Raw genomic sequence first — 16,144 nt, 5'->3', positions numbered from 1 at the left:
TTTATTTATTACCAAACGCCATCGGATGCGCCTCCCACGTCCAGTCAATGGTTAAACATTTGCGCCGTAGCATGCCGTGGCTGTTGCTCCCCGCGAAACCCAGTCGGGCCATTGGTCGGGGCACTAGATGCGTGCTGACGCTGCCGAGCATGGTTCGGCATCCATTCAACGCCCAAAACGCACAAGCCCCGGGAAACCGGGGCTTGTGCGTTTTGTGGTTTTGGAATCACTTGCAGCAAGGCACTAAAGCTGCCGGAAAAGCTGCCGTTATTGGTATCAGCAGCGGTGCTAAGGCTCCTACCCCCGCCCACTGCACCCAGTACCGGCCAGGTGATGTGCCGGACCCAACGCCACATAGGAAGCTCGAATCATGGCACAAGTCATCAACACCAACATCATGTCGCTCAATGCTCAGCGTAACCTGGGCACCAGCGGCTCCAGCCTGGCCACCTCGATCCAGCGCCTGTCCTCGGGCCTGCGCATCAACAGCGCCAAGGACGACGCCGCCGGTCTGGCGATCTCCGAGCGTTTCAGCACCCAGATCCGCGGCATGGACCAGGCCGCACGCAACGCCAACGACGGCATCTCGATGGCGCAGACCGCCGAAGGCGCGTTGACCGAGATCGGCAACAACCTGCAGCGTATCCGTGAGCTGTCGGTGCAGTCGCGCAACGCCACCAACTCGCCTTCCGACCGTGAAGCCCTGAACGCCGAAGTGCAGCTGCTGAAGGCAGAAATCCAGCGCGTCGCCGAGCAGACCAACTTCAACGGCACCACCCTGCTGGACGGCAGCTTCCAGGCACAGTCGTTCCAGATCGGCGCCGACCAGGGCCAGACCATCGACATCGCCCAGATCGCCAACGCCAACATCAAGGATCTGGGCAACTGGAACAAGGTCGACACCGCCGCCACCGCGTCGGGCGTCGCCGCTACCGGTGGCTATGTCGCAGGCACCCCGACCCCGGGCACCGGCACTCTGGATCTGAGCACTGTCGTAAACCGTGATCTAGCGTTCACTTTCGACGTCAATGGCACCCAGGTCAACGTCGCCGCCGGCACCACCCGTACGGCCACCCAGCTGGCCACTGATGTCGCAGCGGCCATCAATGCCCAGGCCCCGGGCACTGCTACCGGCGGCGCCACCAACGTGACCCTGAGCAACGCCGGCAGCTCGGCATTGGTCGTCGGCAACTTCTCGAACGGTGTCACTGCAGTCACCGCAGCAGCACAGACCGAAACCGGCGGCACCCCGGCCAGCTTCACCGCCGGCAACTTCACCCTGACCGGCAGCAAGGGCACCGCCACCATCAGCTACGGCGCAGCCGGCAGCGGCGCCCAGCGTGCCACCGACCTGGTCAAGGCCATCAACAACCAGAGCTACAACACCGGCGTTTCCGCGTCGCTGGACAGCGCTGGCAAGCTGCAGCTGGCCTCGGCCTCGGGCCAGTTCACTGTTGGCGGCGGCGGCACCACTCTGACCGCGCAGACCGGCCTGACCGCTGCAACCACCACCAACTGGGCCGCAGGCGCTTCGGCAACCGGCTTCGCTGACCTGGACATCTCCACCACCGCCGGTGCCGACAACGCACTGAACGCGATGGACGCAGCCCTGAGCACCATCAACTCCGCTCGCGCCGATCTGGGTGCCGTGCAGAACCGCTTCACCTCGGTGGTGGCCAACCTGAACACCTCGTCGGAAAACATGTCTTCGGCCCGCAGCCGTATTCGTGACACCGACTATGCCAAGGAAACGGCAGAACTGACCCGCACGCAGATCCTGCAGCAGGCCGGTACCGCCATGCTGGCCCAGGCCAACCAGACCAGCCAGAACGTGCTGAGCCTGCTGCGCTGATCCAGCAAGCAACACCCTCCACGTCGGCGTGATAACGCTGGCGTGGCACAAGCCCCGCCAGCAATGGCGGGGCTTGTGCGTTATGGAAGCACTGCAATGCCAGCGCCTGGATCACGGCGTCGAAGCCGACGCCTTGGCAACACCATTCAGCGCCGCCAAGGGTCCACCTCTCACACGCCGTGAACTGCGCTGTGCGCGCCCGCAGGCACTGGCACGCCGCTTGCAGATGACTGCGGAGCCACGCGGCTAAAGCTATGCCGCCGCGTGCCGATATCCGGGGTGGCGGTTGCAGCTTCACCCCCTCGCTGAAAGAGGAACTTCCATGGCTACGTCTTCCCTGTCCACCATTGGCTCCGGCTTGGACATTCCCACCATCGTCAAGCAGTTGGTTGCAGCTGAGCGCGCGCCTGCTGCCAACCGCATCAACAACCAGGGAACCACGGCCACTGCCAAACTCTCCGCGCTGGGCAACATCAAGAGCTCGCTGAGCAGCCTCCAGACGGCGATGGACGCGATGGGAAAAGCTGCCGATCTGCGCGCCTATAAAACCTCCGTACCGGAGAAAAGCGGCTTCTCCGCGACCATCGTCACCGACCCCTCTACCGGCAAGACCTTGGCCGCCGCGGGTACGTACAACATCGAAGTGCTCAGCCTGGCGCAGCCGCAGAAGCTCAGCTCCGGCGCGTTTGACGCCGAAGCCGTGGTGGGCGACGGCAAGCTGTCGATCGCTTGGGGCGAGAAGGATTCCATCTCGGTCGATATCGCTCCGGGCAGCAACCTGACCAGCATCGCCGCCGCCATCAATAGCGCAGCCGGAGGCAAAGGCGTCAATGCCACCGTCATCACCGCCAACGATGGCCAGCATCTGGTACTCAACGCAGTCAATGCCGGTACCGACGGTAAGTTGACGGTCACTGCCAGCGGTGGCAATGGCGGCCTTTCCGCGCTGGCCTGGGACGGCAGCAGCGGTGGCATGTCACAGATCAGTGCTGCCACCAACGCACACGTACGCGTGGACGGGTTTGACCGTGAATCCAGCAGCAACAGCATCAGCGACATCATCGCCGGGGTGACGCTGGACCTGACCAAGGCCGAGGCTGGCACCACCACCCCGTTGACCATCACCCAGAACAATGAACAGCTGAAATCGGCGGTACAGGCCTTCGTTGCCGCCTACAACGCCTCGACCAGCCTGCTCAAGAGCTCCAGCGCCTATGACGCCGAGAAGGATCAGGCATCGGTACTGACGGGCGACTCGATGGTGCGCGGCCTGCAGCAACAGCTGCGCGGCCAGCTCAGCGCAAACGTCATCGACCTCAAGGAACTGGGGCTGACCATCACCAAGGATGGCACCCTGTCATTGGATGCCAGTGTCTTCGACAAGGCGATGGCCAAGAATCCCGCCGCCGCCGAGGCTCTGGTAGGCAAAAGCGGCAAGCTGTATGAAGGCATGAACAGCATTCTCAAGAGCAACCTGGACAGCGGCACCGGCACCTTGGTGCAGCGTACCGATGCGCTCAACAAGGAAATCAAGAAGCTCGGCAAGCAGCTCGATGATCTCGACGCCCGCATGGAAAAGGTATCCGCGCGCTACACCGCCCAATTCACGGCGATGGACAAGCTGGTGTCACAGATGCAGGGCACCAGCAGCTACCTCTCGCAGCAGCTTTCGGCGATGTCCGGCTGATAGCCCAGGACGGGCTCAAGCCACACGCATTGATGGCCGATAGCAGATCACGCCACACAAATGATGTATCGGCAGTCGTTGCCATCACTGCACGAATACCAGGAGATTGAGTACATGTACGGTCCCAGCCGCAATTTCGCCGAGCAATACCGCCAGATCGGCGTTTCAACCCGGGTAGTGGATGCCGACCCCCACAAGCTGGTCTCCCTCCTTCTGGAAGGCGCCAGCGAGCGCATGCGGCGCGCCGAGGCCTTCCTTGCCAAAGGCGATCAGGCATTGAAGGGCAAGGCAATCGGCGAAGCCTGCGCCATCGTTGGCCAGCTCAACGGCTCGCTCGATCATGTCGCTGGCGGCGAAGTTGCGGGCAATCTTTCCGCACTCTATGACTACATCGTGCAACGCTTGACCGAAGCAAACCTCAACAACGACGTTGCCGCTCTGCAGGAATCGCTCTCCCTGCTCAGCGAGATCGAATCTGCCTGGAACGCCATCCCGTCCGAGCAGCGCAGCGTGCCAACCGCAAGCGGCGCGCGCTGATGACCAACATCGCCAACGAGATGCTTGAGGCTCTGCACGCCGATCTCGATGCCCTGAAGAACGCCATCGAGGCGGAAGATCATGAGGGTGCCGAACAGATTGTCGCCAACCACGACCAACGTCTGCGCAGCTACATCCAGGACAATGGCACAGCCGTGAGCGCCGATGCCCTGCAGGCATTGCTGGACCAACAGCACACAGTGACCGAACGGATGCGGGAGCTGCGTGATCAAGCCGCCACGCACCTACGCGCCGAGCGTCAATCCACCCGCGCCGCCAGTGCCTATCAGCAGGCGGGAACCCTGGCATGAATCCCACCGGCATCGCCCACCCTGCAGAAACCGAACTGTTTGACGACACCCTCAGTTGCGAGCTGTCACTGCCAGCGTTGTTCGAGGCCGGTGCCAAGGTAAAGCGCCCGGGCAGCGCCGAGATGCTCCTGCGCAGCATCGCCCTGGTCGAGGACGCCCGCAATGTGGACGACAGCGACGAACGCAACGACAACAGCCTGCAGCTGCAGCGGCTGGAAGCACGCCTGGACCTGACCCTGGTGCTGCTGGGTCGCCTGCTGCAGCGCGAGGCGCCGTCTGCGTCGGCCACCCCGCTACGCTGGTCGCGGCATGGTCTGCGCCTGCAGCGCGAGCAGCTGGGCGGCTTCGTGGCCGGCACCGGCGGCGTCGTCAGCCTGCAACCGGCCGAATGGCTGCCCGACGCGATCGAACTTCCCGTCGTGGTCCTGGCTGAAGCCGATACAGCACAGGGGGCGCAGCTGTGGCTGCGTCTGGACACGCAGAATGATGCGTTGCTGGCAGCCGTTGAACGCCATTTGTTCCGACTGCATCGCAAGCAGATTGCCGACAGTCGCCGCAACCGGTGAGCCTATTCCCACTTTGTGGTCTGGCGCCCGCCTCGCTGCTCCGCTAAGGTGCAGCCTTCCGTTATGACCCGGTCTCCTGTGCGCGTTCTTATTGTCGACGACCACACCTTGGTTCGTGCTGGGCTCACCCGGCTGCTGCAGACATTTGACGGTATCCAGGTGGTGGCCGAAGCCAGCAATGCCGAACAGGCATTGGAAATGGCGCTGTTTCATGTACCGGACCTGATCCTGCTCGACCTGTCTTTGCCCGGCCGTTCCGGGCTCGAAGCCTTGACCGATATCCGCCAGCGGCTGCCGCATGCCCGCGCGGTGATGATGTCGATGCACGATGACGCTGCACATGTACGTGACGCACTGGATCGCGGTGCCGTCGGCTTTCTGGTCAAGGATGCGGCTCCGGCCGAGCTGGAGCTGGCACTGCGCGCTGCCCATGCCGGCCAGGTTTTCCTGAGTCCGCAGATTTCCGCGAAGATGCTGGCGCCGCTGATCGGCAAGGAACGCGCAACCGGCATTGGCGCGCTGTCGCCACGACAGAAGCAGATCCTGCGACGCCTGGGTACCGGCCAGACCACCAAGGAAATCGCCGCCGACCTTGGCATCAGCATCAAGACGGTTGAGACCCATCGCGCACGAATGATGGAATCGCTGGGCTGCCGCCGCGCCAACGACCTGCTTCTGCTGGCGCTGCGCCACGTAAACGACCTTTCTTGACGCCGGCAAGCCAGTAAAAGCGAAGCTGTGTCACGAAATCGGAAAGCCGTCACCAACACGGCTCAAGCGATACAAATCAATGGTTTGCAGAAATAGTGCAAATTCAATGCGCCAATTATTCGACGCCACGTAGGGGAATGACCTACAGCATGTAGGGCGGGCTTTGACAGCTATAGGGCCAGCACCTATTACCGCCCCGACATGAAGCACGCAAGATGCGTTCCACAACGCAGCCATCTACTGGCCGCAACGGGGAAACGCATGAAAGCCACACTCTCTGCCCAGCTGGGCCAGCAACTTCATCTCACGCCCGCCTTGCTGCAATCGATCCGCTTGCTGCAGCTCAATGGCATGCAACTGGAGCTGGAGGTCCGCCAGGCGCTGGAGAGCAACCCCTTGCTGGAACTGCAGGAGCAGGCAGAGGACGCAGCGGCATCGACCGACACCGATGTTGCGCAGACTGAAACCGCAGCGTTCGATGAACTGCCCGAAAGCAATCTGTGGGACGTACCCGGCGCCAGTTGGAACGCCGACGACGAAGATCGCATGGCGCGCGTAGCGGCCGGTGAGTCCACCGATCCGCAGCTGCGCATTCTCAACGCCCTTGCTTACGAGTTGGACGATGCTGATCTGGCCGTGGTCAGCTTCTGGCTGGACCATTGCGATGAAGCCGGCTACCTGCTGGCCCCGCTGGCCCAGTTGACCCAGCTGGCCAGCGCTCGCCTGGACCGCAGCAGCGCCGATATCGAAGCCCTGCGCCAGCGACTGCTGCACGGCGAACCGGCCGGCATGGCCGCCGTCGACCTGCGCGAATGTCTGCTCGCCCAGCTCACTGCCCTACCCGGCCAGGTTCCGGCCCGCAATCTGGCGCGCCGCCTGCTCGACGCCGATATGCAGTTGCTGGCCAACCACGACTACCCGGCCCTGGCGCGCGCCCTGGATGCCGAGCTCGAGGACGTGCAGGAAGCCTTCCGCCTGGTTCTGTCCCTGCAGCCGCGTCCGGGCGAAACCCTGCTGCCGCAGCAGGAATTGAGCGTGATTCCGGACGTGGTCGCCTGGCACGCCGACGGCCAATGGCGGGTTGCGCTGAATCCGGCAACAACGCCGCGCCTGGCCATCAACAGCAGTTACGAGCGGGTTGTCGCCGACAGCAGCGGCGAAGCGGCGCAGCCCCTGCGCGACATGCTGCAGGAAGCGCGCTGGCTGACCCGCGGCCTGTCGATGCGCTACGACACCCTGCTACGCACCGCACGGGTCATCGTCGAGCGTCAGGCTGCCTTCCTGGTCAGTGGTGACGAGTGCATGGCGCCGTTGACCCTGAAGGAAGTGGCCGAGCTGATCGGCATGCACGAGTCCACCGTTTCGCGGATCACCTCCGGCAAATACCTGCAGACCCCGCGCGGCACGTTTGAACTGAAACACTTCTTCGCCGTGCGCCTGGAAGGCGCCAGCGTCTCCGGCCAGGCGGTCAAGGCCATGGTCAAGCGCCTGATCGATGCCGAACCGGTGGCCCGTCCGCTGGCCGATGAGGCCATTGCCGGCCTGTTGTCGCGCCAGGGAGTGAACATTGCACGCCGGACCGTCGCAAAATACCGCGAACAGCTTGATATCGCCCCGGCCCGCGAACGTCGCCGCCAGAGCAGCAAGCCCCAGCTGGCCCGTGTGGGCTGAGACCAAGGATTCCCATGAACAAGCTCACCGTAGTGCTGGTCGATGACCATGAAGGTTTCATCAACGCCGCCATGCGCCATTTCCGCAAGATCGACTGGCTGGAAGTAGTCGGCAGCGCCGCCAACGGGCTCGAAGCGATCGAGCGCTCCGAAACGCTGCGCCCGCAGGTGGTGCTGATGGATCTGGCCATGCCGGAAATGGGCGGCCTGCAGGCCACGCGCCTGATCAAGACCCAGGACCAGCCGCCGTACATCGTGATCGCCAGTCACTTCGATGATGCCGAGCACCGCGAACATGCACTGCGCGCCGGCGCCGATAATTTTGTCAGCAAGCTGTCCTATATCCAGGAAGTGATGCCGATCCTGGAAGGACTCAAGGTACAAGAAGATGAGTGAATCACGCATTCTGGTGATCGACGCCGATGGCATGCGCGCCGAGCGCACCTTGGCCCTGCTCGAGTTCATGGACTTCAACCCGCGCTGGGTCAGCGAAGCGCAGGACATCGACGTCAGCCGTCACCGCAGCAATGACTGGATGGCGGTGGTGGTCGGCGCGCTTGAAGATGCCGACCGCGCCGCCGGGTTCTTTACCTGGCTGGTCGGCACTTCGCTGCCACCGCCGATCCTGCTTGCCGAAGGCGATCCGCTGGCGTTCTCGCGCCACTATGGCCTGCACGAAGCCAATGTCTGGCCGCTGGAGCAGCCGATGCGCCACGCGCAGATGGAAACGCTGCTGCGCCGCGCCAGCCTCAAGCGACTGGACGCCGAACACCAGGCAGACAACGCCGGCGACAGCGGCCCGACCGGGCACAGCCCGGCCGTCACTGAGCTGCGCCAGCTGATCGAGCAGGTCTCCAATTTCGATACCACCGTACTGGTGCTCGGCGAGTCCGGCACCGGCAAGGAGGTAGTCTCGCGCGCCATCCATCAGCGCTCGCCGCGCCGCGACGGTCCATTCATCGCCATCAACTGCGGCGCGATTCCGCCGGATCTGCTGGAAAGCGAACTGTTCGGCCACGAAAAAGGCGCCTTCACCGGTGCACTGAGTGCACGCAAGGGCCGCTTTGAGATGGCTGAAGGTGGCACCCTGCTGCTGGACGAAATCGGCGACATGAGTCTGCCGATGCAGGTAAAGCTGCTGCGCGTACTGCAGGAGCGCAGCTTCGAGCGCGTTGGCGGCAACCAGACCATCCGCTGCAATGTGCGGGTTATCGCCGCTACCCACCGCGACCTGGAATCGCGCATCGCCGATGGCAAGTTCCGCGAGGATCTGTTCTATCGCCTCAACGTGTTCCCGATCGACGTACCAGCACTGCGTGAGCGCGCCAGCGATCTTCCGGTGCTGGTGGAAACCATCGCCACCCAGCTCGCGCGCACCGGCCGCGGCGAAGTCCGCTTTGCTCCGGAAGCACTGCAGGCGCTCGCAAGCTATGCATGGCCTGGCAATGTGCGCGAGCTGACCAATCTGGTCGAACGCTTGGCCGTGTTGCATCCCGGCGGCACCGTGCGCGTGCAGGATCTGCCCAGTCGCTACCGCGGTGACCAGGCAAACCTTGCCCCCGCAGCGAGCAGCGACGACGAACGACCGATGTTGCTGGCAAAGGCGCCCACAGCGCCGGCACAGCCTGCCGGCCAGCCCAGCGGCTTGATCAGCAAGATCACCGCGCCGGAGAGCGGTAGCCAGCTGCCCAGCGAAGGCATGGACCTGCGCGACCACATGGCCAGCATCGAGCTCACCCTGATCAACGAAGCACTGGAGCGCACCCAGGGCGTGGTTGCGCATGCCGCCCAGCTGCTCGGCCTGCGCCGAACCACGCTCGTGGAAAAGCTGCGCAAATACGGTATCGAGCGCGACTCGGCCGAAGCCAGTAGCTGACGTAGGTCGGCGAGCGCAACAAGCCCGGGAGGTTTGGCCGGGACTCGGAAAACATCGATCTGCCCCTGGTGCGCTCCGCGCGCGCGGGTCCCGCACCACCCACCAGGGCCGCGGTTTCGCCGGGGGCCGTCTTCGTTTGGGCCACCTCACCTTTGGCGATCCGTCGCCGCTGGTATCACGGTCGCGACAGAAATCCGGCGCATTCACAAACATCAAGGCCTTCACGGTTCCGGCACGCAACTTGCAGCTGTCCCAGCAGCTCCCCCACACGTTGCCCGGAACCCCGCACGATGTCCCACTCCATCACCTCTGTTCTCTCCCAGATCCGCACGCTGCAGAACCAGGTCGGGCAAGCCGCGCCCCTCGGTGATGTACCGCGCAGCAATGCGATCCAGGGGCTGGCCGAAGGCAATGCCGTTGCCGCGCCTTCGTTCAGCCAGGCCTTGCAGGGTGCCATCCAGGGCGTCAACGAAGCCCAGCAGAAGTCCGGGCAGCTGGCTGCCGCATTCGAGCGTGGCGATGCCAATGCCGATCTGGCCAAGGTCATGGTCGCCTCCCAACAGTCCTCGCTGGCGTTCCGCGCCACCGTGGAAGTCCGTAACCGTCTCGTCCAGGCTTACCAGGACGTGATGAACATGCCGCTGTAAGGATCCGCACGCATGGCACTCGCGCTGTCCAGAGAATCACTGAATCCGGAACGGGCTGGCGCCTGGTTCGACCGTCTGCAGAGCATGCAGATCACCCGTCGCCTGGGCTTGATGGCAATGATCGCGGTTGCGGTTGCGGCCGGCTTGTTCGTGTTCTTCTGGGCGCAGAAGCCGCAGATGATGCCGCTGTACACCGGGCTGGACCAGAAGGCGACAGCCGAGGCCACCGATCTGCTGCGCTCGGCGCAGATTCCCTTCGAGCTTGATGCCGCCACCGGCGCGATCAGCGTGCCGGAAAAGAACGTGCATGACGCCCGCCTCAAGCTGGCCGGCTCCGGCCTGACCGAAAGCGGTCGCCTCGGCTTTGAAATGATGGAGCGCGATCCGGGCTTCGGCGTCAGCCAGTTCGTCGAAACCGCGCGCTACCAGCACGCGCTTGAAACCGAGCTGGTCCGTACCATCAGCAGCCTGCGTCCGGTTCGCGACGCACGCGTGCACCTGGCCATTCCCAAGCCCAGCGCCTTCACCCGCCAGCGCGATGTCGCCAGTGCTTCGGTGGTGCTGGAACTGCGCGGTGGCCAACAGCTGGAACGCAACCAGGTGGATGCCATCGTGCACATGGTCGCTTCCAGCATTCCTGATCTTGCACCCGAGCGCGTGACCGTGGTCGACCAGAGCGGGCGCATGCTCACCATCGCCGACCCCAACAGCGAAGCCGCGCTCAACGCCGCCCAGTTCGATCAGGTCCGGCGCCTGGAAGGCTCCTACAACCAGCGCATCCGCGAATTGCTGGAACCGATGACCGGTGCCGGGCGGGTGAACCCGGAAGTCAGCGTCGACATGGATTTCTCGGTCACCGAGGAAGCCCGCGAGCTGTTCAACGGTGAGCCGCAGAAGGTGCGCAGCGAGCAGATCAGCGAGAACAGCAGCGCCACCGCAGGTCCGCAGGGTATTCCCGGCGCAACCAGCAACACCCCGCCGGGCGTTGCGGCTGCACCGCCGACGACCGCTGCCACGCCCACCGAAACCTCCAAGAACGCCACCCGCAACTACGAGCTGGATCGCACCCTGCAGCACACCCGCCAGCCGCCGGGCCGGGTCAACCGCGTCTCTGTTGCGGTTCTGGTCGACCACGTACCGCGCGCCGGCGCAAACGGCAAACAGACCGACCAGCCGCTCACTGCCGCTGAACTGACCCGCGTCGAAGCACTGGTCAAGCAGGCCGTCGGCTTCAATGCCGAGCGTGGCGACACCGTGTCGGTGATGAACGCACCGTTCGTACGCGAATCGGTACCGGTGGAAGCACCGAAGTGGTGGGAGAACCCGCAGGTACGCGATGCACTGCGTCTGGTCCTTGGCGCCATCGTGGTGCTGGCGCTGCTGTTCGGCGTGCTGCGCCCGGCCCTGCGTCAGATCACCGGCACGCCCAAGGCCTTGCCGGGTGCGGAAGATCCACTGCGCGCCGACGTGCAGGTGCTGGACGATGGCACCGAAATGCCGGCCCTGGCTGCAGACCGTCTGCATCTGGACGGAACTCCCACCCTGGCCTTGCCGGTGGACGCATACGAAGAACGCCTGCGCATGGCCCGTGAAGCAGTGAAGACCGACTCCAAGCGGGTTGCCCAGGTAGTGAAGGGATGGGTGTCAAATGACTGATGCAATGCCGATGACCGGCGTGCAACGTGCCGCCGTACTGCTGCTGTCGCTCGGCGAGACCGACGCGGCCGAAGTGCTGCGTCACATGGAACCAAAGGAAGTGCAGAAGATCGGCATCGCCATGGCCACCCTCACCGACGTCACCCGCGAGCAGGTGCAGAAGGTGATGGACGACTTTGGCGCCGAGCTGGGCAACAAGACCTCGCTGAGCGTCGGCTCCGACGACTATATCCGCAACATGCTGGTGCAGGCACTGGGCAATGAGAAAGCCAGCAACCTGATCGACCGCATCCTGCTCGGCCGCAACACCACCGGTCTGGATGCGCTGAAGTGGATGGACCCGCGCGCCGTCGCCGATCTGGTCCGCAACGAGCACCCGCAGATCATCGCCATTGTCATGGCCCACCTGGAAACCGACCAGGCCGCCGAAGCGTTGAAGCTGCTGCCCGAGCGCACCCGCGTCGACGTGCTGCTGCGCATCGCCACCCTCGACGGTATTCCGCCAAATGCACTGAACGAACTGAACGAAATCATGGAACGCCAGTTCGCCGGCAACCAGAACCTGAAGTCGTCGAACATCGGTGGCGTGCAGTGTGCCGCCAACATCCTCAACTTCATGGACGGCGGCCAGGACCAGGTCATCCTCACCGAGATCGCCCGCATCGATTCGCCGTTGGGCAGCCGCATCCAGGACCTGATGTTCGTGTTCGACGACCTGGTGGACCTGGACGATCGCGAAATGCAGTTGGTGCTGCGCGAAGTCAGCGGCGAGCGTCTGGGCCTCGCCCTGCGCGGCGCCGACATCAAGGTGCGCGACAAGATCACCCGCAACATGTCGCAGCGTGCTGCCGAGATCCTGCTCGAAGACATGGAGGCCCGCGGTCCGGTCCGCCTGTCCGACGTTGAAGGCGCGCAGCGTGAGATCCTCGCCATCGTCAAACGCATGGGCGATGAAGGCACCATCACCCTCGGCGGCGCTGCGGAGGCGATGCTGTGATCAACGCCGTGCGCTGGCATGCCCCGGATCTGAACGCACCGGCCGGCCAACCGGCGACGGAGGATTTCGACCTTGCGTCGCTGGAAACCATCGTTGCCGAGCCGGTAGCTCCCGCCCTGCAGCCGCCGACCCTGGAAGAGATCCAGGCGATCCGCGATGCCGCACAGGAAGAAGGTTTCCAGCATGGCCATGCCGAAGGTTATGCGCAGGGCCAGGCCGAAGTACGCCGCCTGACCGCGCAGATCGAGGGCATCCTCGACAACTTCAGCCGCCCGCTGGTGCGACTGGAAAATGAAGTGGTTGGCGCACTCGGCGAGCTGTCGGTACGTATCGCCGGCGCCTTGATCAGCCGCGCCTACGAGGCCGATCCGTCGCTGCTGAAGGACCTGATCGATGAAGCGCTGGATACCGTCAGCGGCACCAACCGCGACGTTGAAGTGCGCCTGCACCCGGACGACATCGCCGCGATCAGCAATCTGCTGACCCTGCCTGCCGGGCAGCGTCTGGTACCTGACCACAGCCTCAGCCGTGGCGATCTGCGCGTGCATGCCGAAGCCGTACGCGTTGATGGCACCCTCGACGCCCGCCTGCGCGCAGCACTGGCCACCGTTCTACGCCGCGCTGGAGCCACCGAATGAACCCAGCGACTTCGCCCTCGCCTGCTCCCGCCGACTGGGTCGCTGCGCGCAACCTGCGCCTGGCAGCACGGCTCGACGGCATATCGCTGGACGCAGCCGGCGGCCACGGTCTGGTCCGTGAAGGCATCCTGCGTCGCGCGGTTGGCCTCACCCTGGAAGCCGTCGGCTGCGAAGCGCCGATGGGCGCCAGCTGCAAGGTCGAGATCATCGATGGCGGCTGGGTCGACGCCGAAGTCGTCGGCTTCTCCGGCGACCGCACCTATCTGATGCCCAGCGCCGAACTGCATGGCCTGCTGCCCAATGCCCGCGTCGTGCCGTCCTACCGCCGTGGCGGCGTCGAGGTCGGCGAAGGCCTGCTCGGCCGCGTCATCGATTCCGATGGTATTCCGCTCGACGGCAAGGGCCCGATCCGCGCCGAGGGCGTGGTCGGCATGGCCGGCGTCTCGATCAACCCGCTGGCACGCGAACCCATCACCCAGCCACTTGATGTCGGTGTCCGCGCGATCAATTCGCTGCTGCCGATTGGCCGCGGCCAGCGTGTCGGCCTGTTCGCCGGCTCTGGTGTCGGCAAGTCGACGCTGCTCGGCATGATGACCCGCTTCACCGCCGCCGACGTGATCGTGGTCGGCCTGATCGGTGAACGTGGCCGCGAAGTGCGCGATTTCGTCGAATCCACCTTGGGCGAAGAAGGCCTGCGCCGCGCCGTGGTCGTCGCCAGCCCGGCCGACCGACCGCCGCTTGCCCGCCTGCACGGCGCTTACCGCGCCACCGCCATCGCCGAGTGGTTCCGCGACCAGGGCCTGAACGTGCTGCTGCTGATGGACTCGCTGACCCGCTTCGCGCAGGCCCAGCGCGAGATCGGCCTGTCGGTCGGCGAGCCGCCAACCACCCGCGGCTACCCGCCGTCGGTGTTCGCAAAACTGCCAGCTCTGGTCGAGCGCGCAGGCAACGGTGCCAAGGGCCGCGGCTCGATCACCGCCTTCTACACCGTGCTCACCGAAGGCGACGATCCACAGGACCCGATTGCCGACGCTGCCCGCGCCATCCTCGACGGTCACATCCTGCTGTCGCGCCGTGTTGCCGACAGCGGCCTGTATCCGGCCATCGATGTCGAGTCCTCGGTCAGCCGCGTGGTCCAGGACATCGCCGACGACGTCTGGCGCGCGCGCATCCGCAAACTCAAGCAACTGGTATCTGCCTACACCGCCAACCGCGACCTGATCGCCATCGGTGCCTATCAACGCGGCAACGACCCGCTCACCGACGCGGCATTGGATCGTTGGCCCGAGATCATGGAATTCCTTGGCCAGGACGTGCATAACGCCGCCGACCTGAGCCACAGCCTCAGTGCATTGCACCAACTGGTAGATAGTGAGACGCCCGCATGAGCCCTAGCCGTCGCCTGGACCCGCTGCTGCGCCACGCGCAGGACCGCGAAGATGAAGTCGCCAAAGCCCTGGCCGAGCGTCAGCAAGCGTTGGACATGCATCAATCGCGACTTTCCGAGTTGCGCCAGTACGCCGATGAGTACGCCAATGCGCAGCTGGCCACTACCAGTGCCGCACAGCTGCTCAATCGCCGCGCCTTTCTCGACCGCCTCGACAATGCGGTGGAAGCGCAGAGCAAGACAGTGGACAGCAACCAGGAACGCGTCGACGCCGAACGCGCCCGTCTGCTGCTCGCCAGCCGCGACAAAGCTGTGCTCGAGCAGCTGGCTGCCAGCTACCGCGCCCAGGAAAAGCAGGTCGCCGATCGCCGTGATCAACGCGAGATGGATGATATCGGTGCACGCCGTGCGCGCCTGAAGAGCGCCGAGGGTGAGGGAGAAAGCCAGTGAATGTTCTTTCCTCCGCACTCGGCGCTGCCAACAGCATCGACAGCAGCAGCGGCACCCGCAACAACAGCACCGACAAGTCCAGCAACAACGGCTTCGACTCAATGCTCAACAGCAAGCCAACCACGCAGAAGCCTGCAGCCAGCAAGCAAGGCAGCACTGATACCAAGCCCGCCAGCGAAGCGCGCGGCGAAGACGCTAGCAGCGAAACCACTACGGAGCAGAGCACCGCCACCGACAGCAGTACCATCAACGACGACAAGCCCGACACGCAGACTGCGGCGGAAGATGCGCCCTGGCCGCCATTTGGGCTGTCTGCGATCGTTGCCCAGCCAACGGAGCCTGCAACGCAGGCGCCAGCGGCCCTGTTAGCCGCGAACCAGGATGAGGCCGCGCCAGCCAATCCGGCGGCGGCGCTCCCCGCCCTTCCTGCGGTTCCGGCTGCTGCCTCAGCCAAGCCGGCCACCATCAGCGCTGACGAGGCCAGCGCAGCGTTGAGCCTTCCGCTGACCGCCGCAACCGCGAGCGACGATGCAAACAACCTGAACCTCGATGCCGATACCCCGGCCCCCACCACGTTTGCGTCCCTGTTGCACAGCCAGGCCTTGCAGGAAGTCCGTGCAAGCGCACCGGCCAGCAGCATCACCGCACCCACGCCAACCCCGGACCTGAATGCCGGCGACTTTGACGAAGCCATCGGCGCCCGCGTCGGTTGGCTGGCGGAGCAGAAGATCGGCCACGCCCACATCCGCATCAACCCGGAAAACATGGGCGAGATCGACGTCAAACTGCAGCTCGACGGCGACCGCGTCCACGCCAGCTTCAGCAGCGCCCACGCCGACGTCCGCCACGCCCTGGAAAGCAGTCTGCCGCGCCTGCGCGAAATGCTCGGCGAGCAAGGCTTGCAACTGAGCCACGCCGACGTGGGGCAGCAGTCCACGCCGCAGCAGCAGGGCGACAAGGGCGAGACGGGTAGCGGATTGGCATCCGGCAACCAACTGGAAGGCAGCGACCTCCCAGCAACCTCCAGCCACAACCTGCGTATGCGCGGCCTGCTGGATGCGTATGCCTGAGATCACTTTCTTGTGGGGGGGGGGGGGGGGGGGGGGGGCGGGGGCACGCGGCGCGGACAGCGGCGGGGGGGGGGGGGGGGCCGCGACCA

Annotated in this window: 17 protein-coding genes; all 17 read left to right on the top strand. The window is 64.7% G+C overall.

Annotated elements, in window-relative coordinates; translation table 11 throughout:
* Positions 1–370: 370 nt before the first annotated feature.
* The 17 genes from ACVOMF_RS17660 to ACVOMF_RS17580 all read left to right on the top strand — a co-directional run bounded on the left by ACVOMF_RS17660 (position 371) and on the right by ACVOMF_RS17580 (position 16,055).
* Positions 371–1,852 (top strand): flagellin N-terminal helical domain-containing protein, encoded by a 1,482-nt coding sequence (locus ACVOMF_RS17660; protein WP_481510411.1) that lies wholly within the window; start codon positions 371–373, stop codon positions 1,850–1,852.
* Between the two features lie 82 nt (positions 1,853–1,934).
* Entirely contained in the window at positions 1,935–2,102 is a 168-nt protein-coding gene (locus tag ACVOMF_RS17655; protein WP_481510410.1) for a hypothetical protein, read from the top strand.
* A 72-nt stretch (positions 2,103–2,174) separates the two neighbouring features.
* The gene (gene fliD / locus ACVOMF_RS17650) at positions 2,175–3,539 is read left to right on the top strand and encodes a flagellar filament capping protein FliD (RefSeq protein ID WP_481510409.1); all 1,365 of its coding nucleotides are present in this window, start codon (positions 2,175–2,177) and stop codon (positions 3,537–3,539) included.
* A 114-nt stretch (positions 3,540–3,653) separates the two neighbouring features.
* Positions 3,654–4,076, top strand: coding sequence for a flagellar export chaperone FliS (gene fliS / locus ACVOMF_RS17645; protein ID WP_481510408.1), 423 nt, complete (start codon positions 3,654–3,656; stop codon positions 4,074–4,076).
* Positions 4,076–4,387 carry a hypothetical protein gene (locus ACVOMF_RS17640; protein ID WP_481510407.1) on the top strand — a complete coding sequence of 104 codons (312 nt, stop codon included), beginning with the start codon at positions 4,076–4,078 and terminating at the stop codon, positions 4,385–4,387. The genes fliS and ACVOMF_RS17640 overlap by 1 nt, the downstream gene beginning before the upstream one ends.
* The gene (locus tag ACVOMF_RS17635; RefSeq protein ID WP_481510406.1) at positions 4,384–4,953 is read left to right on the top strand and encodes a PilZ domain-containing protein; all 570 of its coding nucleotides are present in this window, start codon (positions 4,384–4,386) and stop codon (positions 4,951–4,953) included. The genes ACVOMF_RS17640 and ACVOMF_RS17635 overlap by 4 nt, the downstream gene beginning before the upstream one ends.
* A gap of 78 nt (positions 4,954–5,031) precedes the next feature.
* Positions 5,032–5,664 carry a response regulator gene (locus ACVOMF_RS17630; protein WP_481510413.1) on the top strand — a complete coding sequence of 211 codons (633 nt, stop codon included), beginning with the start codon at positions 5,032–5,034 and terminating at the stop codon, positions 5,662–5,664.
* A 261-nt stretch (positions 5,665–5,925) separates the two neighbouring features.
* The gene (gene rpoN / locus ACVOMF_RS17625; protein ID WP_481510405.1) at positions 5,926–7,335 is read left to right on the top strand and encodes an RNA polymerase factor sigma-54; all 1,410 of its coding nucleotides are present in this window, start codon (positions 5,926–5,928) and stop codon (positions 7,333–7,335) included.
* Between the two features lie 14 nt (positions 7,336–7,349).
* Entirely contained in the window at positions 7,350–7,730 is a 381-nt protein-coding gene (locus tag ACVOMF_RS17620) for a response regulator (protein WP_313172108.1), read from the top strand.
* Positions 7,723–9,210, top strand: coding sequence for a sigma-54 dependent transcriptional regulator (locus ACVOMF_RS17615; RefSeq protein WP_481510404.1), 1,488 nt, complete (start codon positions 7,723–7,725; stop codon positions 9,208–9,210). The genes ACVOMF_RS17620 and ACVOMF_RS17615 overlap by 8 nt, the downstream gene beginning before the upstream one ends.
* 290 nt (positions 9,211–9,500) lie before the next feature.
* Positions 9,501–9,857, top strand: a complete 357-nt coding sequence (gene fliE, locus ACVOMF_RS17610) for a flagellar hook-basal body complex protein FliE (RefSeq protein ID WP_296248803.1) — start codon at positions 9,501–9,503, stop codon at positions 9,855–9,857.
* Between the two features lie 12 nt (positions 9,858–9,869).
* Positions 9,870–11,513, top strand: coding sequence for a flagellar basal-body MS-ring/collar protein FliF (gene fliF / locus ACVOMF_RS17605; protein WP_481510403.1), 1,644 nt, complete (start codon positions 9,870–9,872; stop codon positions 11,511–11,513).
* Between the two features lie 10 nt (positions 11,514–11,523).
* Positions 11,524–12,510, top strand: coding sequence for a flagellar motor switch protein FliG (gene fliG, locus ACVOMF_RS17600; protein WP_481510412.1), 987 nt, complete (start codon positions 11,524–11,526; stop codon positions 12,508–12,510).
* On the top strand, positions 12,507–13,148 hold the full coding sequence (locus ACVOMF_RS17595) for a FliH/SctL family protein (protein ID WP_481510402.1): 642 nt from the start codon (positions 12,507–12,509) through the stop codon (positions 13,146–13,148). The genes fliG and ACVOMF_RS17595 overlap by 4 nt, the downstream gene beginning before the upstream one ends.
* A complete protein-coding gene (locus ACVOMF_RS17590) occupies positions 13,145–14,536 on the top strand; it encodes a FliI/YscN family ATPase (RefSeq protein WP_481510401.1) in 1,392 nt (463 codons plus the stop codon). The genes ACVOMF_RS17595 and ACVOMF_RS17590 overlap by 4 nt, the downstream gene beginning before the upstream one ends.
* Positions 14,533–14,985 carry a flagellar export protein FliJ gene (gene fliJ, locus ACVOMF_RS17585; RefSeq protein ID WP_481510400.1) on the top strand — a complete coding sequence of 151 codons (453 nt, stop codon included), beginning with the start codon at positions 14,533–14,535 and terminating at the stop codon, positions 14,983–14,985. Before ACVOMF_RS17590 ends, fliJ begins: the two co-directional genes overlap by 4 nt.
* On the top strand, positions 14,982–16,055 hold the full coding sequence (locus tag ACVOMF_RS17580) for a flagellar hook-length control protein FliK (RefSeq protein WP_481510399.1): 1,074 nt from the start codon (positions 14,982–14,984) through the stop codon (positions 16,053–16,055). Before fliJ ends, ACVOMF_RS17580 begins: the two co-directional genes overlap by 4 nt.
* The last annotated feature ends 89 nt before the right edge of the window (positions 16,056–16,144 follow it).

The sequence above is a fragment of the Stenotrophomonas sp. STEN022 genome, assembly GCF_056760155.1.
The sequence above is the reverse complement of the archived record's forward strand: the minus strand, read 5'-3'. Positions and strand labels throughout refer to the sequence as shown.

What these genes read in the sequence shown, in the direction of transcription:
- ACVOMF_RS17660 (WP_481510411.1), top strand. Translation starts at nt 371, where the DNA reads ATGGCACAAGTCATCAACACCAACATCATGTCGCTCAATGCTCAGCGT.
- ACVOMF_RS17655 (WP_481510410.1), top strand. Translation starts at nt 1,935, where the DNA reads ATGGAAGCACTGCAATGCCAGCGCCTGGATCACGGCGTCGAAGCCGAC.
- fliD (WP_481510409.1), top strand. Translation starts at nt 2,175, where the DNA reads ATGGCTACGTCTTCCCTGTCCACCATTGGCTCCGGCTTGGACATTCCC.
- fliS (WP_481510408.1), top strand. Translation starts at nt 3,654, where the DNA reads ATGTACGGTCCCAGCCGCAATTTCGCCGAGCAATACCGCCAGATCGGC.
- ACVOMF_RS17640 (WP_481510407.1), top strand. Translation starts at nt 4,076, where the DNA reads ATGACCAACATCGCCAACGAGATGCTTGAGGCTCTGCACGCCGATCTC.
- ACVOMF_RS17635 (WP_481510406.1), top strand. Translation starts at nt 4,384, where the DNA reads ATGAATCCCACCGGCATCGCCCACCCTGCAGAAACCGAACTGTTTGAC.
- rpoN (WP_481510405.1), top strand. Translation starts at nt 5,926, where the DNA reads ATGAAAGCCACACTCTCTGCCCAGCTGGGCCAGCAACTTCATCTCACG.
- ACVOMF_RS17620 (WP_313172108.1), top strand. Translation starts at nt 7,350, where the DNA reads ATGAACAAGCTCACCGTAGTGCTGGTCGATGACCATGAAGGTTTCATC.
- ACVOMF_RS17615 (WP_481510404.1), top strand. Translation starts at nt 7,723, where the DNA reads ATGAGTGAATCACGCATTCTGGTGATCGACGCCGATGGCATGCGCGCC.
- fliE (WP_296248803.1), top strand. Translation starts at nt 9,501, where the DNA reads ATGTCCCACTCCATCACCTCTGTTCTCTCCCAGATCCGCACGCTGCAG.
- fliF (WP_481510403.1), top strand. Translation starts at nt 9,870, where the DNA reads ATGGCACTCGCGCTGTCCAGAGAATCACTGAATCCGGAACGGGCTGGC.
- fliG (WP_481510412.1), top strand. Translation starts at nt 11,524, where the DNA reads ATGACCGGCGTGCAACGTGCCGCCGTACTGCTGCTGTCGCTCGGCGAG.
- ACVOMF_RS17590 (WP_481510401.1), top strand. Translation starts at nt 13,145, where the DNA reads ATGAACCCAGCGACTTCGCCCTCGCCTGCTCCCGCCGACTGGGTCGCT.
- fliJ (WP_481510400.1), top strand. Translation starts at nt 14,533, where the DNA reads ATGAGCCCTAGCCGTCGCCTGGACCCGCTGCTGCGCCACGCGCAGGAC.